This window comes from Christiangramia crocea, from assembly GCF_022410465.1.
GTDB classification, from domain to species: Bacteria; Bacteroidota; Bacteroidia; order Flavobacteriales; family Flavobacteriaceae; genus Christiangramia; species Christiangramia crocea.
The window spans coordinates 647,215-671,535 of the sequence record NZ_JAJSON010000025.1 but is presented as its reverse complement, the minus strand read 5'-3'; the positions used below and the strand labels follow the sequence as shown (position 1 = coordinate 671,535).

General features: G+C 38.1%; 10 protein-coding genes. 6 read left to right on the top strand and 4 right to left on the bottom strand.

Going from position 1 to position 24,321, the window contains the following annotated elements:
* Positions 1–4 precede the first annotated feature (4 nt).
* The 3 genes from LU635_RS14460 to LU635_RS14450 form a co-directional block, all read right to left on the bottom strand.
* A complete protein-coding gene (locus LU635_RS14460; RefSeq protein ID WP_240100202.1) occupies positions 5–1,588 on the bottom strand; it encodes a glycoside hydrolase in 1,584 nt (527 codons plus the stop codon).
* A gap of 129 nt (positions 1,589–1,717) precedes the next feature.
* Positions 1,718–3,409, bottom strand: coding sequence for a RagB/SusD family nutrient uptake outer membrane protein (locus tag LU635_RS14455; RefSeq protein ID WP_240100201.1), 1,692 nt, complete (start codon positions 3,407–3,409; stop codon positions 1,718–1,720).
* A gap of 9 nt (positions 3,410–3,418) precedes the next feature.
* Positions 3,419–6,517 carry a SusC/RagA family TonB-linked outer membrane protein gene (locus tag LU635_RS14450; RefSeq protein WP_240100200.1) on the bottom strand — a complete coding sequence of 1,033 codons (3,099 nt, stop codon included), beginning with the start codon at positions 6,515–6,517 and terminating at the stop codon, positions 3,419–3,421.
* 298 nt (positions 6,518–6,815) lie between these two features.
* On the opposite strand from LU635_RS14450, the gene LU635_RS14445 reads away from it, so the two are divergent.
* Positions 6,816–10,832 carry a hybrid sensor histidine kinase/response regulator transcription factor gene (locus LU635_RS14445; protein ID WP_240100199.1) on the top strand — a complete coding sequence of 1,339 codons (4,017 nt, stop codon included), beginning with the start codon at positions 6,816–6,818 and terminating at the stop codon, positions 10,830–10,832.
* A 34-nt stretch (positions 10,833–10,866) separates the two neighbouring features.
* Here the strand turns inward: LU635_RS14445 and LU635_RS14440 are convergent, their stop codons facing one another.
* Positions 10,867–11,898 (bottom strand): LacI family DNA-binding transcriptional regulator, encoded by a 1,032-nt coding sequence (locus tag LU635_RS14440; RefSeq protein WP_240100198.1) that lies wholly within the window; start codon positions 11,896–11,898, stop codon positions 10,867–10,869.
* A gap of 614 nt (positions 11,899–12,512) precedes the next feature.
* Here LU635_RS14440 and LU635_RS14435 point away from each other — a divergent pair.
* The 5 genes from LU635_RS14435 (at position 12,513) to LU635_RS17275 (ending at position 24,189) form a co-directional block, all read left to right on the top strand.
* Positions 12,513–15,629, top strand: a complete 3,117-nt coding sequence (locus tag LU635_RS14435; protein WP_240100197.1) for a SusC/RagA family TonB-linked outer membrane protein — start codon at positions 12,513–12,515, stop codon at positions 15,627–15,629.
* An 11-nt stretch (positions 15,630–15,640) separates the two neighbouring features.
* The gene (locus LU635_RS14430) at positions 15,641–17,602 is read left to right on the top strand and encodes a RagB/SusD family nutrient uptake outer membrane protein (RefSeq protein WP_240100196.1); all 1,962 of its coding nucleotides are present in this window, start codon (positions 15,641–15,643) and stop codon (positions 17,600–17,602) included.
* A 13-nt stretch (positions 17,603–17,615) separates the two neighbouring features.
* On the top strand, positions 17,616–18,836 hold the full coding sequence (locus LU635_RS14425; RefSeq protein WP_240100195.1) for a DUF5000 domain-containing lipoprotein: 1,221 nt from the start codon (positions 17,616–17,618) through the stop codon (positions 18,834–18,836).
* Between the two features lie 10 nt (positions 18,837–18,846).
* Positions 18,847–20,055 carry a DUF4998 domain-containing protein gene (locus LU635_RS14420; protein ID WP_240100194.1) on the top strand — a complete coding sequence of 403 codons (1,209 nt, stop codon included), beginning with the start codon at positions 18,847–18,849 and terminating at the stop codon, positions 20,053–20,055.
* 108 nt (positions 20,056–20,163) lie between these two features.
* A complete protein-coding gene (locus LU635_RS17275) occupies positions 20,164–24,189 on the top strand; it encodes an FG-GAP-like repeat-containing protein (RefSeq protein WP_240100193.1) in 4,026 nt (1,341 codons plus the stop codon).
* Positions 24,190–24,321: the final 132 nt, after the last annotated feature.

The following is a 24,321-nucleotide window of genomic DNA, read 5'->3' as shown; positions in this document are numbered from 1 at the left end:
TTAGTTAGTTGAAGATCAATGTGGTTATGGATCTTTTTGGAATCTTATACGAATCGTTTAATTGAAGGTTCATTTTTTCCAGGTTTTTTACAGGAGAAGTTACATAAGCAGTTAAATCCTTAATTTCATTGCCTTTTGCTTCCAGATCGATAGAAATGTCTTCGTATTTGGAATTAACAATAACAACTATTTTTTCTCCTGTTTCAGGATTTTTGTAGGCAGAATATAGGAAATCCTTATTAGAGTTAGAAGAACTTATTTTGATCCTTCGAAATCCTGGTCTTATAAAGCGGCTATAATTTCCAAGAGCCCATAACATTTTGCTTTCATAAAAATTTCCGTTTTGTTCATTTTTGTCTACATAGATCAGCCCATCCTTATAATTATAAGGCGAAATTGCCAGCCACCAGTGCCATGCAGATGCATTAGAAACAGTTAGGTCACTATGGATAACACGGGCAATATATAAAGCCGGGTTTATTCCTAAATCCCTACCATTTCCTTCAATTTCACCCGCATTATCACCTAAAATACAGTATTCAGACATCCAATATTTTAGATTCGGGATACTTTCAAGCTTGGAATCAAGATTTTTGCGCATGGAAACCATATTGGAATAGGGGGAAGTAGTGAAGTAGCTATGACCGGAAATAACCTTGCTCACTAAGTCCTGATCACCAATATAGTTTTCTGAAGAAGTATTAAAAAAATCGTCAATCTGATCTGATCGTCCCGGTTTATTTCCTGTTTCATACAGGTAATTAATCTGTCCTGCCTCGGGTAGATCTATTTTTTGAGTCAGATTCCTTTCGGTGAACTCTGAGCTAATAGCCCTTACAATTCCCGCAATTTCATTATTCCAGAAAGGAGTTCCTTCCTGGCCTCCTGTCCAGTCCCATTGGGGTTCATTAACAGGGCTTATATAATCAACTTCCAAACCCATTTCTGCCATTCCTTCAACTACATTAGCCAGATAAATGGCAAAATCATCATAATTTTCCGGAGCTAAATTGGAAAGATTTGGATCACTGGTAAAGGCTTTGCCATTTCTGGTAATTGTAACGGGGGGGCTATTGGTGAAAACAAGTAGTTTTTCAACCCCAAGAGATTTAGCTGCATTGGCAAACCAAACCTGTCCGGCCATTTTTGACCAGTTATATTCCCCGGTTTGCGGCACCACAAACGACTCACCTCTTCTCCAGGAGTCTGAGATACCACTGGAAGATCCCTGTGCAGCACTTCCCGCTCCCAGGTTGAATCGCCATAATGAAAGGCCAATACCTAGAGGATTGCCCTGTTCATCATTTTCTGAGCTGAATAGAAGATCAGCCATGGCATTTTTCTTGGCTTCTGGCCATCTTCCAACAAATTGGGTGGACCAGGCATCACTTGCTCCAAAATTATCTATGGTTTGATAGGTTAGGCTTGGGTCAATAATTAAACTTATTCTCCCATCTTCCTTCTCAGGAGGAGGTATTGATTCATTCAGATCTTCATTCTCCTGGCAGGATACACAGCTGGCAAATAATATAAGGAAGGAGAAATTTAGTATTAGTCCTTGTATAAAAAAATGTCTTTTAATTTTCATTTTAAAGATTAAGAGTTGTACTAGGTTAGTAGGCCTGTCTTCTACTTAAAAATTTATAAATCGACTGTATCCGACCTGAAGGTCCGGATACAGCCGATAAAAACTAACTACTGAAACAAAAATTAAATTTTAGTTATATCCTGGATTTTGCTCAAGCTGGTTATCTGAAGCTAAAATCTCGGCACGTGGAATTGGTAACCAGTAATGCTTCTCTTTAAAACTACGTCCCTCAAGAGCTGTTTTGATTTCATAGGAAAGATCTCCATTATCATCTTTGGTAATGGTAATTCCCTTAGCTGGTTCATTTGCTGTCTCGTTGGCAATCAACCAACGTCTAACGTCATAAAAGCGATGTTCTTCAAAGGCTAATTCAATTCTTCTTTCATGACGTATTCTTTCTCTCATTTCTGATTGAGAAAGACCTTCAGGAAGAGGAGGCATGCCTGCTCTTTCCCTTATTGCGTCGATTGCTGCATAAACCGATTCATCCGGCCCGCCGGCTTCATTCTTAGCTTCAGCATAATTCAGTAAAATTTCAGCATATCTTATATAGATCCAGTTTTGTATTCCTGCAGCTCCCCATGGATTCTGGATTGGTAAATCTTCATCAATAAATTTTCTAAGATAATATCCACTTTTACTAGTGTTCCAGTTAGCAGGACCATCCTGGCTGTCCAGTCCCCCTGGTACGAAGGTTTCAACTTCTCTTCCTCTGTACTCCGCACCATTATATAATATGGTCTCATAGAATCTTGGGTCACGGTTTTCGTACGGGTTTTTAGCTTCTTCAGGGTCATTCCAGCTAAATTCACTACCATCTTCCATTTCATAATCGTCTACAAGATTCTGTAATGGTACATTTCCACCCCATCCGCCATAACCATTGGGTCCGTTGGCAATCTCCAGGTGAGTATGTAACTGGTTAAGGTTATAATATCTTGCAAAGATTATTTCACTATTTGATCCCGGGGTTAGGAAAAGTTCACTGTAATCCGGATAAAGATTGTAAACTCCAAGATCCATAACTTCTTTAGCAGCCTGAGCAGCTTCAGCCCACTTCTGTGTATCTGTAGAACCTTCTGTATAAAGAGGGCTGGCAGCATACAGCAGTAATCTTGATTTTAGACCCATGGCAGCACCTTTTGTGGCACGACCTTCCTGCCAGTTAGCGTTGTTGTTAACCGGTAATCCTTCAATAGCGAGATTCAATTCACTTATTGCATAGTCAATTCCTTCCTGTATGGAACTTCTCTCGAATAATGACGGATCTGAAAAATCATCTCCCAGTTCAGCTACTCTATCCCCAACCAGGACTACGCGACCATAATTTCTGATAAGATCATGGTAGCGGTAAGCACGTATAAAATGTAATTCAGCTTTAAGAAGATTCTTGTGAGATTGACTCATTTGTAAATCATCAATATTAGCCAAAGCGTAGTTTATTTCCCTAATGCTCCTATAACTACGTCCCCAAAAGGTACCGGCTATTCCGGTATTTTCGGGAGATAATTGTCCCTGCTGTATTAACCAGGTATTATCATCATTGTTATAGATGGATTCATCGGTAAGGGAACTCCACATGGCATATTCGAATCCCCGGCCAAATCCGGGTAAACTTCCGTCACCTTCTTTATTGGTAAGGCGAACCCCTAGGTATCTATTTATCACAAATGCTTCAAATAGGGTAGAGTCTGAGAGGATCGCAGCATCCGAAACACGATCTGTTGGTGTTATTTCCAAAAAATCCTTTTCGCATCCTGTTAATAATATACTGCTAATAAGAGCGGCATATATTAATTTAATGTTGAATATATTTTTCATAGTATATTTTTAGAATTGAACGTTTAATCCTAGGTTTATAATTTTCTGTTGTGGATAGAACTGTCCGCTTTCACTAAAACCTTCCGGATCATAATCTTCCACTTCGGTAAGGGTTAAAAGGTTAAATCCACTAGCATAAACTCTAGCATTTGATAAGGATAACCTTTCCATCCAGTCTTTGGGAAGGGTGTATCCTACCTGCAAACTTTTTAACCTCACAAAAGCATTATTATCTAACCAGAAATCGTTTCTGTAAAGGCCTCCACTAACTGCAGAAGAAGATCTTTCGCTAACTCTGGGGTAAGTACCATCCGTATTGTTCGGGCTCCAGCGGTTATCGGCCCAACTGCTATAAAAGTTACCAATTGTTCCGGATTCTGGCAAGACATATTGTCTTACCTGGCCCTGCCCTGAAATTACGGCTGACAGGTCAAAATTCTTATAAGTGGCATCGAAGGTAAGGCCAAATGTCATTCTCGGAATATTCCCGTATTTGGTTCGATATTGATCATCAGCAGTGATCTCTCCATCGCCGTTTAAATCTTCAAAGATCAGATCTCCAGGTTTTGCACCTGGAACAGAGGGGGTATTGTCAATTTCTTCCTGACTTTGGAAAATGCCTAGGGTCTTATATAATAAGTAAGTATTCATAGGTCTTCCTGTTTGTCTTTGATAATCGGGGATTCCTGCGGCCTCATCTATAAACTGGATTTCGTTCTTCGCATATGTGAAGTTACCCATGATATTGAAATCAAAATCATCATCACTATTATGTTGATATCCCAGGCTAGCTTCAAAACCATGACTGTCTACAGCTCCGATATTTTCTGCCGGAACAAGTGTCTGCGCATCATAGGGGTTAACAATACCTGTTACCTCAGGAATTGAAGCATTTCTGTTAATAAGAATATCGGTTCTGTTTTGTCTAAAATAAACCAGTTCTGTGCTAAAATGCTCTAGCCAGTTGGCATTAATGGCTATATCAGTCTTTTTTGCGACCTCCCAGGTAATATTAGGGTTTGCCAGTCTTGTAAGATCAATACCGGTTACCACTTCATTTCCAATTATATAACGGTTGTTGAATGAATAATTGTCATAATATTGAAATTGGCCAACATTATCATTACCTAACTGACCATAAGAAGCACGAAATTTAAGATCATCAAAGAACTCTATATTAAACCATTCCTCTTCAGTAATTCTATATCCAGCAGAAATAGAGGGGAAATATCCAAATCTTTTACCATCCGGGAAATTTGATGAACCGTCTGCTCTCATCTGGAATTCTGCCAGATATTTTTCTTCATAATCATAAGCGATTCGGCTCAGGAAACTTTGGCGAGTGAAATTGAAACTATATCCATAGTTATTTCTATCGGTCGCCGCCGGTCCTCCCTGGGAAAGTTCAGGAGTTTGTGTTGTTGGGAAATGAATCCTGTTGGCCCCAAGCGTATGAGAATTGGTTTCACTTTGTTCGTAACCTACAAAAGCATCGATATTATGCCCGTTGAATTCGTTTTGATAATTCAGTTTAATGTTTGCAACGGTTTGAGATTCATTGTATTGCTCCTCATCTAAAGAAGCTTGCATATCTGGACCACCTCCTGCAATAACCTGCTCATAAACATCATTTTGACGATTGTAGTTGTAAAGTGTATATGGCGTTCTGAAATTTCTCACACGATTTGAAAGTTCATCAACCGAAAAGAAACCATCTACAGACAAGCCTTTCAGAAATGGAAGCTCATATTCCGCTCTTAGAATACCATTGAAAACATACCTGGGGTTATCATTAATGCCTCCAAGGTCTGTTGCTAAAACAGCCGGGTTGGCATTTTCAATTCCTGTAGAAGGGTTTCCATTAGGATAGTAAGCTGGAATTGTTGGGTAGGCTCTATAAATAGATCTAAAAATAAATCCAGCTCCTTCCGTTGGGAATTGACGATCTTCTTTTCTTCCAGATAAAGATAATCCAACATTTAAGCGGTCGCTTAAGTCTACATCTATGTTTGAACGAACATTATACTGGTCATACTGTGTAGCTCCATTCTTATATAGTCCCTCCTGGGAAGTCTTTCCAAGAGAGAAGAAGTAATTGGTGTTTTCTCCACCTCCTCTAATATTTAAGTGATGCTGTGTTTGAATTGCTACATCCTGTAGTGTTGCCTCAGCCCAGTCGGTATTAGGATAATTTATCGGATCTGATCCGTTTCTGAATAATTCAATTTCGCTATCATCATAAATTTGATTTAAACCTCCATCAGGATTATTATAATAGGCGATTTCGTTTCTTATTTGTGCATAAGTGGAGGCATCTGCCATGTCTGGCAGTCTGGTAGGAGAGGAAAACCCTATATCGAATTTATAGGAAATCTGTGGCTTTGAATTATTTCTACCCCTTTTGGTGGTAATAAGAATTACACCGTTAGCAGCCCGGCTACCATAAATGGCTGCCGATGCATCTTTTAGAACCGTAACGCTTTCGATGTCCTCAGGAGACAACCTTGACAAGCCTCCCACCTGGCCAGGGACACCATCAACAACAACAAGTACATCATTATTACCAGTAGTGGCAAGGCCTCTAATTAAAATAGAAGAGTCATCGTATCCTGGCTCCCCCGCACGGTTAGTTGTAATTACACCAGACATCCGGCCGGCAAACGAGTTTGAAAGGTTAGGCTGTGGACTTTCCGCCAAAGATTCTCCTTCCACTTCAGAAATTGAACCGGTTAAGGTTGCCCTTTTTTTTCCACCATATCCCACCACCACAACTTCATTTAGCGCTTGCTGGTCAGATTCAAGGATGATCTGAAATGATGTCTGATTATTAATTGGAATTTCCTGAGACACATAACTAATAAATGAGATAACAAGTGTCTTATCTTCAGGATTAGTTACTTCAAGCGAAAAATTCCCATCCATATCGGTAGTTGTACCGTTTGATGTACCTTTGATGAGTACTGTGGCACCTGGTAGAGGTAACCCATTATCATCAGAAACAGTTCCAGTAATTTCCTGTTCCTGAGCAAAAAGGAATGTAGTGAACATAATGAAAAAAGCAGAAATATATTTCCGGCAGTTTTCAGGTTTAAATAAAATTTTCGACATACTTTTTTAGCTTTTAATTAGTCGGATGATTAATAAAATGTCAATCTGATTTTAGAAAACGATTTAGTATAATGAGTTTCCTAAAAATCCACTTACAATTTTCATGATTTGCTGATTAAAGGGTGGGGGGTATACTGTCAAAAAAAAGGGGGTATATCGTGCAATGCTTATTTTTTCCTGAATTTTGGGGATATTAATTTATATTTTTAGTAAAATCTTAAATCCAGAAATGAAGATTCGTTACGTATTTATTATTCTATTAATTTTGAAAATTAATTTTATAGCTGGACAAACTCAATTGATAAAAAATAAATCAATCGAGGATAGTCTGCAATTTCATCTCCTGGATGTTTCTTCAGGATTATCACATAACTTCATAAACGATATAAAGCAGGATTCCCTTGGGTTTATCTGGATTGCTACCATAGATGGTTTAAATCGTTACGATGGGAATAATTTCGTCCAGTTCAAAAAACATCTCGGATCTCCTTCTGTTAGTCTTGCCAATAATTATGTTCAGCAATTGAAAATGCACAAAAGTCATGAATTGTTGATCGCAACAGATGCAGGCCTGGTAATTTATAATTTTAAAAAGGATAGTTTTAAACTTATAGATACTGAAGACGGATTAATTAATAACAGTGTAAGTTCTACAACTATGGGACCGGATGGTCACCCGGTGATTGGAACTTACCGTGGAGGAATTCAGTTTGCCGACGATAACTGGGATCTGAAAACACTTCAGGAAAAATTTGGTAGAAATATTAACTTAACTTCTGATGAGATTTCCTCCATGGAGTTGCAACATGATAGTCTTTTGTGGATTGGGACCTATGATAACGGGCTTAATAAGATCAATCTTCAAAATGCCGAAATTACTCATCTTTTTTCTGAGGCTAATTCTAATTTACCGGCTGTTATTAATAGTTTGTATGAAGATATTGACGGGAATTTGTGGATTGGTACGAGAAATGGCCTTCAGATCATAACCAAAGGAAATGATACAATTCGTGTAAACAGGGCAATATCTGGTCCTGACGGTTTAAGTGACGACGATGTCTTATGTTTTGAAGAAGACAGGAAAGGGAATATGTGGATCGGTACGAGAAATGGAGGGCTTAATATACTGGAGAAATCTTCTTTGTTTGATAATAACACTAATTTAAGGATTAGGTGGTATTTGCCGGAAAGTGATGGAAGTAGTGTCTTTAACAGAACAGTTTCTGTTATTACTATGGACAGAAACCATAATATGTGGATTGGTACACCCACCGGAATAAATTATGTGAACCCTCAGGGGGAACCGGTAAGACTTTTAGTCCATAACAGAGATAAAGAATCTATAAGTCATGACCGGATAGGAGCTCTGGCAAAGAGTAAGAATAACAAAGTCTGGATAGGCACTGATGGAGGCGGACTTGATTTATATGACCCCCAAACAGGTCATATCCGTAATTACAGTCATAATGAATTGGATAGTAGAAGTTTAAGTAATAATTATATTCTATCTATCCTTGAAGATAGTAAAAATCGTGTTTGGGTAGGAACCTATCAGGGGGGGCTAAACAGATTGGATCCAAAGACTGGTAATTCCAGGCACTATCTTCAGGGACCTGTCGGGAAAGGCAGTGATGTGCGTGATGTCTTCGAATCGGGGAAGGGAACGATCTGGGTTGGTACGAATCGTGGAGGATTATTCAGGTATTTGGAAAGCCAGGATAAGTTTGAATATATTGAAGAATTAGGTAAAATTGATATCCGTTCCATAGACGAAGATAAGAATGGGAATCTATGGCTTGGCAGCTTTGGATCGGGACTGATAAGGTATAATCCTGATGCCGGTAATTCTCAGTATTATAATCAGGATAACACCGAGGGACTTAACAGCGATGTAATATTTTCAGTGTTAGTGTTGCAAAATGGTGAAGTGCTTGCCGGAACCAGATATGGAGGTTTGCTCAGGTTTAATCCGGAAACGGAAAAAATACTGAGTTTTACCGAAGCAGAGGGTTTAAGTAATAATTCTGTGAACAGTCTTATACAAGAAGATGAAACCTATGTCTGGATGGGGACCTATAAAGGTATAAACCGTTACAATGTTAAAACAAATGCAATACTGGATGTTTCTACTCTAAATAACATTCAGTCAGGAGAGTTCAATATTGGTGTTGCATTAAAAAATACATCCGGCAATCTCTTTTTTGGGGGAAATAATGGCTTGAACATTTTAGACCCGGATCATTTCAGAACTTTAGAGCAAGACTACTATTTGTTTTTTAAGGGGTTAAAAGTTCTGAATGAACTTGTTAATGTGAATGCTAGTGAGGATAATTCTATACTTAGGGAAACGATTCTATATCAGGATGAAATAAGGTTAAAACATTATCAGAACTCCTTTTCGGTTGAATTCGCAGCCTTGAAATATCCCGAAGCCCGGAATTTGACTTATTCTTATAAACTCGAAAACTATAATGATTACTGGATTGAACAGGATGCTGGAATTGCCAATTTTACGAGTGTCCCCCCCGGGGAGTATACACTTAAGGTGAAGACTAACTCGGGTTTCGATACTGAGAATAATAAAGAACTTAAAATAACGATTTTCCCTCCCTTTTGGAAAACTATCCCTGCTTACATACTTTACATAATCGCTGGAGTTATACTTATATGGATCAGTTTCAGGTATTATTCAGAACGAGTATATCTTAAAAATTCACTTTTATTTGAGAAAAAAGAGCGTCAGCTAGAACAGGATCTGAACGAGGAGCGGTTTCGATTTTTTACGGCTTTTTCTCATGAATTAAAAACTCCTTTAACATTGATTCTTGCTCCCGTTGAAAATCTTTTATCCGAAAATCAGAATAAAAAATTGAAAAATGACCTATTGTTTATTCAGAGAAATGCTAAAAGGTTGCATCGCTCCATTAATAAATTACTGGAATTTAGGAAAGCTGAAGAAGGCCTGAGCCAGCTGAACAAAAGGGAAAATGATCTTTCGGGTAATTTAAAGAGATGGATCGAAAATTATCTTCCCCTTGCGAAAGAAAAAAATATATCACTTGAATATTTACTTCCAGCAGATAAAAAAATGTTCTATATAGATATCGAAAAAGTAGAAGTTATAGTTAACAATTTACTTTCAAATGCCATAAAATACTGCCAGAAAGGTGGTGAAGTTAAAGTAGAATTGATCTGTGATGACCGAAAATTTCAGATTATCGTAAGTGATACAGGAACAGGGATTGATGCCAGAGAGCTATCACATATTTTCGATTGGTATTACCGTTCTAATTCTAATATTCGTAAAAAAGGGACGGGAATTGGATTGGCTTTATCCAAACGCTTTGCTGAATTACATGCAGGCACTATTGAAGCCGAAAGTAGACCACAAGAGAAAACGGTTTTTACTCTAACGATTCCCGAAGTTGAAATCAAAGAAATTTCTGAGGAATTTAATGAGGTAGAAGAGAAAGTTATGACAAAACTAACAGCCGTTTTTGATAATAACAAAACTCAGACGCAAATAGCCAGTCTTAACTCACAAGAGAACCGACAACTTATTCTGATCATTGATGATAATGAAGAGATTTTAAATTTCCTGAACGGGATTTTTAAGGAAGAATATGATGTGCTTCATTCAATGAATGGCAAGGAAGGGATTATAAAGGCTTCCAAATATGTTCCCGATCTTATAATTTCAGATGTTATGATGCCTGAAAAAAACGGGATAGATTTATGTTCTGAATTAAAGCAGCAGCATTCCACCAGCCATATTCCTGTTATACTTCTCACGGCTAAAGGAAATGTTGAAAGTATCACTAATGGGTATGAAAAGGGTGCAGACGATTATATTGTAAAACCTTTTAATCCAAAACTTCTAAAGACCAGGGTTGAAAATTTACTGGTGAGCAGGCAAAGATTGCAGGATTATTTTAAAGGTGGAACTGGAACGGGGAAAGTAAGCAAAGAAGAAGATAAACATTCCACTTTATTAAATAAGGAGAAGGAATTTCTTACCGAACTCAATTATATAATACTAACACATATTAGTGAGGGTACGGATAATGTAGAGATGATATCTCAGGATATAGGGATGAGCAGGACCTCCTTGTACAGGAAACTTAGGGCAATTACAGGTTTGAATATAAATGAGTATATCAGAAACCTGAAGATTGAAAAGGCAGCGAAACTTATTAAAAATGAAAATTTCTCTGTTTCTCAGGCCTCCTATGAAGTTGGTTTTAATAATATTAAATACTTCAGAAAAATCTTTAAAGAAAAATATGGTAAGACTCCAAGAGAATTTAAATCTTGAAGTGTCATAATTTTTTAAGGCTCTTTTTTGTGAATCATGATCTGTTTTTAAGTGAAGATGCTCTTGGGAAAAAGGTGGGATTAAGAATGATCGAATTTTCCTTGGTGAGATTTTCTTCTTTTCTGATTTTTTTCAGGAAAATTTCTGCAGCAGTCTCACCCATTTTCAGAGGGGCCTGGTCTACAGTACTTATAGGGGTCTCCATAAACTGGGTAAAAGGTTCGTTGCTAAATCCTGCAATTAAAAGATCCTTTGGGATAGACAACCCGTATTCACGAATTACCTGAATGGCTCCACCAACGGCAAAATCATTCGAAGAAAATATAGCATCAGGTTTGTCTTTATATTGCCATATGCTTTTCATACCTTTTATCCCACCTTCAACATTTTGATCAGTTCGGTAAAAAAACCTTTTGTCAAAATCTAGGTGATTATCTTTCAAGGCTTCAATAAATCCATTAAACCTATTTTGATATATCTCTAACTGGAAGTCTCCTGCAAAATGAGCGATTTTTTTAGCTCCCTGTTTAATTAAATGAGTAGTTGCCTCATAAGCAGCTTTAAAATCATCAATAACAACTGAACTGGTTCCAGGAACATTCAGTTTTCGATCAAAAAAGATCAAAGGTTTATTCCTTTCCAAGACTTCATTTATATGGCCATAATCTTTTGTTTCTTTGGAAGCAGATAAAAATATACCATCTACCTGCGCATTCAGCAGGGCCTTTATATGTTTTACTTCTGTTTCGTAACTTTCGTGTGTCTGGTATATTGCAACATGATAGTTTTCCTTACTCAATGTATTTTCTATGCTTCCAATTACTGATGAGAAGAAATTATGGTTAAGAAAGGGCACAACAACCCCTACAATTTTACTTTGGCCACTTTTCAGAGCAAGAGCCACATGGTTTTGCTGGTAATTTAATTCGGAGGCGGCTGCTAAAATCTTAGCCTTTGTACGGGGCTTTACTTTGGAACTGTTATTCAGTGCTCTTGAGACCGTTGCTATACTAAGGTTTAGCTTTTTAGATATATCATGAATAGTACTATTTTTTTTGGTTTTCATTGTCTTTTAGTAGCTCTGGAAGGAATTTTCTTTATTGTGGGAAATATAATTCATATTAAACGGAATAGGAGAGATTAAAATTGCAATTCATAAATTTAATAATATATTAAATGTTAAAAATAACTTAATAAATTTTAAGTCATTAGCCATAGCACCACCTCTTAATCCTTTTCTTGTTTTTATTTACCGCCGGAATTTTTTTAGTAATCTGCTGGAAGAAAAAAGATCCAAAATTTAAATTACACCTTTGCTATTGTGTGTTTTCCGGGTATAAATAATATTTCTGTTTCGGATTTGATAATAAATTTTTGATATGGATCATAAAATGAAAATTAAAACCCTCTATAAATGTTAAAATAACATTTAATTTAGTTTTTTTTTGGAAAGGAATAAAGTAAGGCATAGATTTAACCCCAAATAAATAACAAAAACTTAACACTATTGCTTCGGATCCACCATTATCCGATTAATTTTTTACAATAATGTAAACGTTTACATTTTTCATTAACTGACTAAAACTAATATGAAAAACAATTATGCGAATTTTTAAAATTTCTAAAAACAGCCTCAACATTTATTTGTTTGGGCTTCTAATTTTATCCTCCGGAATTTTAATGGCACAACAAGTTACTGTGAGCGGTAAGGTTACGGCTTCTGATAATAATATGCCTATTCCCGGAGTGAATGTGATTGAAAAAGGAACTTCCAATGGAGTTGCGACCGACTTTGATGGTAATTATCAAATAAGTGTTAGCTCGTCTGATGCTGTTTTGGAGTTTACCTATCTTGGTTTTTCTTCTCAGGAAATTCAGGTAGATGGCAGGTCTCAAATTGATGTGACTCTTAATCCTGATGTTGAGGCCTTAGACGAAACCGTTGTTGTGGGTTTTGGGGGAGTGCAGAAAAAGGCAAACTTAGTTAGCTCTGTTACTGCTGTGAACCCTTCAGAATTAAAAGGTCCTACTAATAACCTTACCACTATGATGGCTGGTAGGGTGGCCGGGATGGTCGCTTTTCAACGTAGCGGTGAGCCCGGAGCAGACGACTCCGATTTCTTTATTAGAGGTTTGGGGACTTTTGGATCTGGTAAACAAAATCCATTGATTCTAATTGATGGTATCGAATCTACTACCAGGGATATGGCCCGCCTTCAGCCGGATGATATTGAAAGCTTTTCGGTCTTAAAGGATGCAGCTGCAGCTGCTCTTTACGGGGCACGCGGAGCAAATGGTGTGGTTTTGATCCAGACTAAAATGGGACAGGAAGGCAAAACGCGATTCCAGTTTAGAAGTGAAACAAGAGTGTCTACCAATACCCAGGATTTTAATTTTGCCGATAATATTACCTATATGCAACTAGCGAATGAAGCGGCACTTACACGTAATCCTGAAGCACAGTTACCTTATAATCAAAATAAAATCTATAGAACATCTATAGGAGATGATCCTTATTTATATCCAAGTAACAACTGGATAGATGAGCTAATAAAAGATTATACCGTAAATCAGGGCTATAATATAAGTGCTTCTGGTGGAGGCGAAAAGGCCAGGTACTATATTGCAGGAACTTATAATATTGATAATGGTTTACTGAATGTAGAAGGGATAAACAATTTCAATAATAATATTAAACTTAGAAATTATTCGGTTAGGACCAACCTGGATATAGATCTTACCCCTACCACAACAGGTATTGTAAGATTATATGGACAGTTTGATGACTATAATGGTCCGGTTGGCGGAAGAGACGCGAATGGGAATTTAATAAACGGTGGGCAACGTATATTTAATTTAACTTTATGGTCTAACCCTGTTAAGTTCCCGGCGGTATACCCGGCTGAGAATCTGCCTTATATTCAGCATCCGCTATTCGGAGGAGCTCCAACAGGTTTTGGCAGCGACAATATTCTGATCAATCCATATGCAGAAATGGTACGTGGATATCAAACAAATAAGGCGTCTACCCTACAGGCCCAGATTGCCTTGAAACAGGATTTTGATTTTATTACTGAAGGGCTTAAGGCTCGTGCTATGGGGTATCTAAGAAGGTATTCGTATTACGAGGTTGCCAGGCAGTATAACCCGTTCTATTATGATGCTAATATCAGCCCCGTTACAGGTGAGTTAGTATTAGATGTAATTAATCCTGGAGGACAGGGGTCTATAGGTACACCTGGAACTGAATTCCTTAATTATAATGAAGGTGCGAAGCTTTTGGATTCTCGCGCACACCTGGAAACAGAAATTAGTTATAACAGAACCTTTGATGAGGTGCATGCGGTATCGGCAAGGGTGATCAACTATTTGGAAAGTTTTGAAACCGGAAATGCCGGAAATGTTCAGAGTTCTCTACCTAATAGAAACCATGGGATTTCCGGTAGTGTCTCTTATGGTTATGATACAAGGTATTTATTTGAATTCAATTTTGGGTACAACGGTTCTGAAAGATTTGCCCTGGGGAACAGATATGGATTTTTCCCATCGGTAGGTGTTGGATATTCGATCGCGAATGAGAAGTTCTGGGAGCCTCTAAAAGATGTGGTTTCACAATTGAAACTTCGCGGTACCTATGGTAAAGTTGGTAATGACCAGATAGGTAATGTGGCAGACCGTTTCTTCTATCTTTCTAATGTCAACCTGAACGATCCAAATTATGGCGTCGCTTTCGGTGAAACCTTTGGTTATTATAGAAATGGGGTGTTTATTGAGCGTTACGCCAACGAAAATATTGGGTGGGAAGAATCTACCCAGATTAATCTGGGACTGGACCTGGAATTATACAATGCTTTGAATTTTACTGTAGATGTGTTCAGGCAAAGAAGGGATAATATCCTGCAGGCCAGATCAAATATAGGATCTACTTTAGGTCTTACTGCTACTCCTTCAACTAATTTTGCGGAGGCCGAAAGCCGTGGACTTGATGCTACGGTAACCTATAACAAACAGATCAATCAGGACTGGTATACTCAGCTAAGAGGGAATTTCACCTATGCAACCAATGAAATCCTGCAGTATGATGAGTTGAATTATCCGGAGGAACTGGCATACCGTTCCAGGATCGGGACCAATACTAACCAGGCTTATGGTTACATCGCAGAGCGCTTATTTGTAGACCATGAAGAAACCTTGAATGCACCTACACAATTTGGAGATTATACGGGAGGGGATATCAAATATCATGATGTAAATGGTGATGGTGTAATATCTGAAAACGATATGGTTCCTTTGGGTTATCCAACTATACCAGAGATTGTATATGGTTTTGGAGGTACCATAGGATTTAAGGATTTTGACCTGAGCTTATTTTTCCAGGGTGTAGGAAGAACTTCTTTCTTTATTAATCCGTGGAATATATCGCCGTTTGTAATAACTGGTTCAGCTCAAAACGGTTTATTAAATGCAATTGCAGAAGACCATTGGTCAGAAAGTAATCGGGATCTATATTCATTCTGGCCACGGTTGAGTGATACTTTTATTGAAAATAATAACCAGACTTCATCCTGGTGGATGCGTGATGGTTCTTTTCTAAGGTTAAAAACCGTTGAAGCAGGATATAACCTGCCTTCTAAATTCCTTTCCAAGTTCGATATCAGGGATCTAAGAGTTTATTTTTCTGGTAATAACCTTGCGGTCTGGAGTAATTTTGATATGTGGGACCCTGAAATGGGGGGTAATGGTCTGGGCTATCCTATACAATCTGTATATAGCCTGGGTGTTAAAGTTGATTTTTAAACAAGAGAGTTATGAGAATTAGAAATAAAATTTTGAAAAAACAATTAACTGGTGTTAAGCGAGCTTTTAGCTGGATCTTTCTGGCTGTCTTAACACTAAGTATGGGGTCTTGTGAAGAATCCTTTCTGGAGGTGGTCCCAGATAATATCCAAACCATAGATCAGGCTTTTAATCTTAGGAATGAGGCTGAAAAATATTTATTTACCTGTTATTCCTATCTTCCAAAGAATGGGGATGGTGTTTATAATATCGGGATGCTTGCTGGAGATGAAACCTGGATTCCTGGACAGGATGCGGCGATTAATAGTTTTGCTTTTGATGTGGCAAGAGGCTTACAAAGAGTTTCAAATCCCTACATGGATGCCTGGGAAGGTCGCTATCAGGCCGCTGGCCCTGGTGATTTGTACCCGCTTTTTGATGGTATAAGGCACTGTAATATCTTTATTGAGAACTTAGAAGATGAAAATCAGGTTCCAGACATTACTCAGGCAGAACGCTTAAGATGGATAGCAGAGGCTAAATTTCTAAAAGCCTATTATCATTATTATTTGATGCGTATGTACGGTCCTATTCCGGTTATGCGTGAAGTAGTGGCTATCGATGCTCCGGAAAGTGAACTTCAGGTTTCTCGGGAACCTATAGATCAAACTGTGGATTATTTGGTGAAGTTACTGGATGAAGCGGCAGTAAATCTTCCTCCTAGAATTATGAACCTTCAGGATGAATTGGGAAGAGTAACCAGGCCTGTAGCCCTTGGTATAAAGGCTGAATTATTGCTAACAGCAGCAAGCCCTTTATTTAATGGGAATTCTGATATGTCTGGACTGGTAAATAATGATGGAACTCCATTATTTGATACCACTTACGATGAGTCTAAGTGGCAAAGAGCTGCCGATGCCGCTAAAGAGGCTATTGAGGTAGCAGAAGCTAATGGGCATGCGATCTTCTACAAAGAAGACATTCCTTTTGATGTTTCTGAAACCACGGAGACTAAACTTGATATAAGGCAGGCAGTAACAGAACGGTGGAACCGTGAAGTAATCTGGTCAAATGCTGGAAGTCGTACCTACGAATTACAGCGTCTGGTTATGGCTCCTTTAACAGGAGAAGTAGCACACTGGCAGGCCAGGAAGGTTTTTGGGGCTACTATTGAAGCAGCTTCAAATTTTTATACTGAAAACGGCGTACCTATTGAGGAAGACAGAACCCTGAACTTTAGTGATATTACCAGAATTAGGGAAGCCGGTCCAGATGACAGGCTTAATATCAAGGAAGGATATCGCACCTCAATCCTTAATTTTGATCGAGAGCCAAGATTCTATGCAGACCTTGGATTTGATGGTGCCATCTGGTATATAAATGATAGTGGTTCTGAAGAGACCAAATATCATATTGAAGCTAAATATAAAGATTACGCTGGAAGTTCAGATGCCTTTGATTTTAATGTTACAGGTTATTATATCAAAAAACTGGTTAACTGGGAGGTGAACTTTAGTGGTACTTTATATAAGGAGTATGCCTGGCCAGAATTAAGACTGGCAGATTTATATCTTATGTATGCCGAAGCTCTGAATGAAGTGGCCGGACCTACAGGTGAGGTTTTGGATTATGTGGATGCCGTAAGAGAGCGTGCGGGGCTGGAAGGTGTAGCGACTTCCTGGCAGAACTATTCGGTGAACCCGAATAAATACACCACAAAAGAAGGAATGAGGGAGATCATACACAAGGAACGTAGTATTGAGCTTGCTTTTGAAGGTAAGAATTACTGGGATGTTAGGAGATGGAAAAAAGCCGTTCGTGATTATAATGAACCGGTTAAAGGATGGAATGTATTTGGTGACACTGAAGGTTCATACTATCAGGTTAATACTTTGTACCAACAGCGATTCGTGGCCCCGAGGGATTATTTCTGGCCAATTAATGAAACGACTTTAATTCAAAACCCTAATCTGGTTCAAAACCCAGGTTGGTAAAAAATATAGCATTATGAAAATAAATCTTAAACAAATTTTATTGGTTTTTATTTTACCAATAATCACCACAACTATTATAAGTTGTAGTACAGATGATGGGCCTTCACCTTTGTCTAATGATACCACTCCTCCCGGGACGGTAGAGAACCTAACCGTTGAAAATTTACCCGGTAAGGCAAGATTGACCTATAATTTACCAGAGGATGAGAATCTGTTATATGTTATTGCCCGGTACACCCTGGAGAATGGAACTAAAATGGAAGAAAAGGCTTCATACTATAGCAATAATATGGTGCTGGAAGGTTTTAAAGGTGAATCTGAAATTGAAGTGACGGTGAGAGCTGTAAATAAAAGTGAAGTTGAATCTGAACCAGTTACAGTGACCGTAGCGCCAGAAAAGGCTCCAATTTTTGATGTTTTTGAATCTTTGGAGGCAAATCCAGACTTTGGTGGGCTAAAAGTTAGTGCTCAAAATCCAACAGAGGAATCAATTGCTGTATTGATAATGCAAAGGAATGATGTAGGTGATTGGGAACCTCTCCCAACAAGTATTTATACAAAAACCAGTGAAATTTCTCAAAGTTTAAGAGGTTTTGATACTATAACACAGGAATTTGCCATTGCTGTGAGAGACAGGTGGTTAAATGTGACCGATACTTTATTCACAGAGATCACACCACTCTATGAGCAATTAATGCCTAAGTCAAGCTATAGGGCCGTTAGTTTATCAAATGATGCTGTTACTATAAATAATGCTTACCCTGTAACTAATTTATGGGACAATGAATTTCTCGAATATTGGGGATCTTATTTTACCGCTAGAAATTTAAATCTGGATTCGCATTTGGTAACTTTTGATATTGGTCAGAAAACTAAATTAAGTAGATTACACATCTGGGCATTTTCGGAACCTATCGGGGGCCAGCGTTTATATTACTATTTAGGAGCTATGAAGAAATTCAGGATCTGGGGATCTAATGATCCTAATAATCCCGATTTAGATAGCTGGACCTTAATGGGGGAATATGAAGTAAATAAACCTTCCGGATTACCATATGGCCAGGAAAATAACGATGACCTTTTAGCGGCCCGGGATGGTGCTGATTATGAAATTGATATTAATAAGCCAGCCGTAAGATACCTCAGAATCGAGTCTCTGGAAAACTGGGCCGGAGGTGAATTTATGGCCATTTCGGAAATTCATGTTTATGGTAATCCAGACTTTGTAGAATAAATTAAAGATTATGAGAAATTTTAAATATATAGTAGCCAGTTGTTTAATTGTCTTGTCTATAATAGGAATCGTGTCCTGTTCAGAAGATAATAAGGACTATTTAAAGTACGTAGAAAATGGGGAAACCTTATACCTTGCTAAGGTAGATTCATTAGAGGTCTTTCCCGGTAAAAACCGTGTGAAAATTGAAGGTCTTATTATTGGCGACCCAAAAGTAAGCGAAGTCCGTGTCTACTGGAATGGGCAGAAAGATTCGGTTGTAGTTCCTATTGAAAGAACTCAGGGAACCGATATGTTTTCTAAAGTAATTGATGGACTGGAAGAAAATGTATATAATTTTCAGTTTAGAACTTTTGATGACCAGGGCCATAAATCCATTATGGAATCGGTCACCGCAGAAGTTTACGGAGATCGTTATATTACCACCTTATTCAACAGGCCTATTGAAAAAAGTGTCCTTATAGAGAATGATCTGGCCATTAACTTTGCCGCTATGGACCTCAGTTCTGGAGTGATAGGTTCTGAAGTGAAGTATACCACAACAGCTGGAACTCAAAATTCGGTATTCCTGGATATAGACGACTCTGTTCTTGATATATCCGATTATGAGAATGGATCTACTTTTTCTTATCGTACGGCCTTTCTACCTATCGAAACAGCTATAGATACCTTTTATACCGAATTTGAGGAAATTAAACCAATCCCTACACCGGTTTTAGGAAATGCTGCGGTTCCTTTTATTGCTGCTGAAGCCGATGGAAGATGGGGAACTCTTGGAGAACCTTGGATTACGAACGATGCAGCCAAAACCCATAACGGTTATGGTGGCTGGGATGAATGGAATGGAAATATTTTCAATCTTGAATCTGGCTGGGGATCTCCTGACATTATTAATGGTAAAATATATCAAATTGTAATGGTGGAGGAACCGGCTACCTACCAGCTAAAGGTTTCTTTAATGAACAATAATCATCTGCCTGAAGATGAAGGTGGAAAATATATTGTTGTTGCTAAAGGAGATGGATTGCCCGACGTAGAGAACATTACAACAGCTTCTGAAATTATGGGCTATAAGCGCATCCTAGAGGGCACTACAGAATATACTGTAGAATTTACTACAGAAGAAGAAATGTCTGAAATTTCAGTAGGGCTTATAAGCACACAGATTGGGAACAAATTCTCAAATATTTTATCCTGGGAAATAATTGTGGCAAATTAAAAAATGATAATGAACGGAAAGGAGGTTAAATACCACTCCTTTCCGTTTTTAATCCTTAAAGCTTTCTTTTATTGAATTAGATAAATACTCTTCCTTATTAATCAAGCTGTGAGAAAAAAAAAGCAAGTAATACTTAGTGCATTTTATTTAATATTCTTTTGTTATTCTCAGCTTGCTGCTCAGGATTTCCAAAGGATAGAATCCTATGCCGGATTAACTTCAGCTGAAAAAAATAATGCGGTTGCTATAGCTGATTATGATAGGGATGGGGATCTTGATTTATTCCTCGTTGCCCGGAATAAGGATAACGAGAGAGTAACATCCAGCCACAGTAAATTATTTCGGAACAACAATGATGGTACTTTTAGCGATGTTACCAGTAGTTCCGGTTTAATTAATCTATTTCCGTATACTGAAAATGGGGAGGTATCTGTAGCATTAACAGGAATCAAATTTGGCGCTTTTTGGGGGGATTATGATAATGATGGTTTTCCTGACCTCTTCATGACTCACTCTAACAAAATGCAGCTTTTTCATAATGAAGGCGATGGTTCTTTTATAGAAGTAACCGAAGAAGCTGGTTTCAAAAAATATAATGATTGTATCAATACTGATGCCGTCTGGTTTGACTACAATAGGGACGGTTTTCTGGATATTTATATCTCAGACTGGAATAGCGATTGTGAAGGCAATAGGTTATACAAGAATAATGGAAATGGAACCTTCACCAATGTGAGTCATATTTTTGAGGGAGTAGAAAGTAAACATTCTTACCAGAGCATTCCTTTTGACTTCAATAAGGATGGATGGATGGATCTATATGTTGCCAATGATTTTGTTCCTGGTCCTAATGATCTTTATATAAATAATGGTGGGACCGGTTTTACCGAAAGTGCGTCCTCCTATGGTTTGGGCAATTCTAAAGGTGATATGGGGATGGCCGTTGGAGATTACAATAATGATGGAAATTTTGATATCTATATTACCACCATTGGAGATAATGCTCTTTTTACCAAAACTCCTGATAATACTTATATAGATCGTGGAAGGGATTTGAAAATTTATAATGCGGGCTGGGCATGGGATGTTACCTTTTCTGATTTTGACCTGGACAGGGATGAAGATATTTTTGTAGTGAATGGTTTTAACTATCCAAATGCTGGTTCGGGAACTAATGTATATTTTGAAAATTTATTTGCCAATGGCAAAAATCAGTTTATTAATAGTTCTCAAAAAACTAATTTAGGTGAAGTTACCATTAGTGTTGGAGCAGGAATATTTGACTATGATAAAGATGGAGACTTGGATATCTTTGTAACAAATAATGATGAACCCTCCTATTTTTATGAAAATACACTAACCGATTTTACTAACCCTTCAGGTGACCTTCACTGGTTTAAAGTGAAACTGGAAGGAACGAATTCTAACAGAGGTGCGATAGGAACTAAAGTTTCTATTAAAACGATAAATGGTTCTTTGCATCGCTATTATTCAGGAAAAGGATTTCTTTCACAAAATTTGAGGCCTGTACATTTTGGTTTAGGTTCTGATGCTGAAATTCAGGAACTGAAGATCACGTGGCCATCCGGGTTGGTTGAGACCTACGATGACTTGCCGGTAAATAAAACTATTTCTGCTATTGAAGGTAATGGTTTTACCATTATTAATGAAGAGCCAAGCAAAAAGATTTATGGTTGTATGGATCCCAAATCCTGTAATTACAATCCCTATGCTATAGAAAGTACAGGAAATTGCATTTATCTTGAAACAGGCCATATCATGGGGAGTAATGTAGCGGTGAAGAACAGTATCGAGGTATATTCCTATCAATTAAAAGAAGGTTCTTCTTTAGAATGGGAGGTAATAGGAGGTGAGATAATAGAAGCAGATGAAACCGGCAATTTAAAAGTAAAATGGGGCGCAGGTAACTCAGGCAAAATAAGTCTTAAGGAATCTAATGCCAATTGCACCAGTGAATTGCTAGAATTAAGTATTAGCTTAAAGGATGATGAGTCTCAAATTATAAATCATTCCATTGCCCGGTTCTGGAACGAAGTTCTCCTGGAGTTAATCAGGCAGGACTATGCCCGGCCAACCGTTCATGCCAGGAATTTGTTTCATACCAGTATTGCCATGTATGACGCCTGGGCTATTTATAATGATAAAGCTTCTACCTATTTAACAGGGAAAATGCTTCATGGTTTTGAAAGTGAATTCAAAGGATTCGAAACAACTGTGAATAAATCCGAAGCCAGAAAACAAACCATAAGCTTTGCAGCCTACAGGTTGCTGTCTCATCGTTTTAAGCATTCCCCTAACTCTTTGGTTGCCCAGGAAATTTTAGATGAGGCAATGTATGAGCTAGGATATGATACTTCAATAAGGGCTGAAGATTACACGTTCGGCGATCCTGTAGCTCTGGGAAACTATATAGCGAAGCAAATAATTAACTATGGTTTACAGGACGGCTCTAACGAAACAAATGATTATGACAATATTTTTTATGAGCCTGTGAACGATCCTTTAGATCTTACACATCCGGAGAACATAGAAGATATTAATCCTAACCGCTGGCAACCCTTAACCTTCGAATCTTTTATTGACCAGAGCGGTCATCTTATAGAAGGACAAACTCCCGGCTTTCTGGGGGCAGAGTGGGGGAGGGTGGAACCTTTTTCGCTTGAAGATGCCACTAAAACTATTCATAGCAGATCCGGTAACGAGTATCACGTCTATTATGATACTGACGCTCCACCATCAATTGAAGATGATGATTATAAATGGGCGTTTTCATTAGTTTCCAAATGGGGATCTCATCTAGATCCGTATGATGGAGTTCTATGGGATATTTCTCCAGGATCTATGGGGAATATTTCAATTGATCAGTTCCCTCAGCAGTATTCAGATTATAAAAATTTCTATGATGAAATTGACGGAGGTGACTTGGGAGAAGGTCACAGAATTAATCCTTATACAGGGCAGGCCTATGAAGAGCAGATTGTTCCCCGGGGTGATTATACAAGGGTTTTAGCAGAGTTCTGGGCAGACGGACCGGATTCCGAAACCCCTCCGGGACACTGGTTCACCATACTCAACTATGTAACCGATCATGAGGCATTAGAAAAAAAAATTAATGGGAAAGGGACAGTTCTGGATGATCTGGAATGGGATGTCAAAGCTTACTTTTTGCTTGGGGGAGCGATGCACGATGTTGCGGTTGCATCCTGGAGCCTGAAAGGATGGTATGATTATATAAGACCTATTTCAGCTATACGCTATATGTGTGCTCAGGGACAAAGCTCCAATCCATCCAGAGATAATTATGCCCCTAATGGAATCCCATTAAAAGAGGGATTAATTGAAATAATAGAAGAAGGGGATCCACTTGCAGGCGAAAATAATGAAAACCTGGGTAAAATAAAGTTGTATTCATGGAAAGGCCACGATTTTATAGATGATCCTTCTGTAGATGTGGCAGGGGTTGGGTGGATATTAGCGGAAACCTGGTGGCCCTATCAACGTCCTACTTTTGTAACACCGCCATTTGCAGGTTTTGTTTCGGGGCATTCAACTTTTTCGAGAGCTGCAGCTGAAGTTTTGACTTTGTTGACAGGGGACAAATATTTCCCTGGCGGTATGGGTGAGTTTATAGCTAAAAAGAATGAATTCTTAGTCTTTGAAGAAGGGCCGTCGGTTGATATTACCTTGCAATGGGCAACCTATCAGGATGCTTCCGATCAGTGTAGTTTGTCAAGAATATGGGGAGGTATCCATCCTCCAATAGATGATATTTTAGGAAGAATTATTGGTGAAAAAATAGGAAAGAAAGCATATGATCATGCAATCACTTATTTTGAAGGTCTGGAAAAACCCATCAAGGAATATCCTCAGAAACTAATAGTTTATCCAAATCCGGTAAGGTCTTCCTCTCCCGAAATATTTGTATCAAATACGAAACTAAAAGATGAGTTTTATTTGTTTGATTTGAGCGGAAGATTTATAGAAACTCCTTCAGTTGAATTTAATGAGGCAGGGAATATTTCAAAATTGAAATTAAATAAATCTGTTTCCCGGGGTATTTACATTCTCAGAATCAATAATACCTCCAAAAAAATCCTTGTCGTTGATTATTGAAAATTTAGGCTGTGTGCTGAGATTTAGGTTATGTTTTACTGGGGCTTTTTACCTGACACCGTTTAGAGGCATTTTAAATAATTTAAAAGAAAAGCCTTTCGTGTATTCTATACCTTATAAACATATATGGAA

What these genes read in the sequence shown, in the direction of transcription:
- LU635_RS14460 (WP_240100202.1), bottom strand. Translation starts at nt 1,588, where the DNA reads ATGAAAATTAAAAGACATTTTTTTATACAAGGACTAATACTAAATTTC.
- LU635_RS14455 (WP_240100201.1), bottom strand. Translation starts at nt 3,409, where the DNA reads ATGAAAAATATATTCAACATTAAATTAATATATGCCGCTCTTATTAGC.
- LU635_RS14450 (WP_240100200.1), bottom strand. Translation starts at nt 6,517, where the DNA reads ATGTCGAAAATTTTATTTAAACCTGAAAACTGCCGGAAATATATTTCT.
- LU635_RS14440 (WP_240100198.1), bottom strand. Translation starts at nt 11,898, where the DNA reads ATGAAAACCAAAAAAAATAGTACTATTCATGATATATCTAAAAAGCTA.
- LU635_RS14435 (WP_240100197.1), top strand. Translation starts at nt 12,513, where the DNA reads ATGGCACAACAAGTTACTGTGAGCGGTAAGGTTACGGCTTCTGATAAT.
- LU635_RS14430 (WP_240100196.1), top strand. Translation starts at nt 15,641, where the DNA reads ATGAGAATTAGAAATAAAATTTTGAAAAAACAATTAACTGGTGTTAAG.
- LU635_RS14425 (WP_240100195.1), top strand. Translation starts at nt 17,616, where the DNA reads ATGAAAATAAATCTTAAACAAATTTTATTGGTTTTTATTTTACCAATA.
- LU635_RS14420 (WP_240100194.1), top strand. Translation starts at nt 18,847, where the DNA reads ATGAGAAATTTTAAATATATAGTAGCCAGTTGTTTAATTGTCTTGTCT.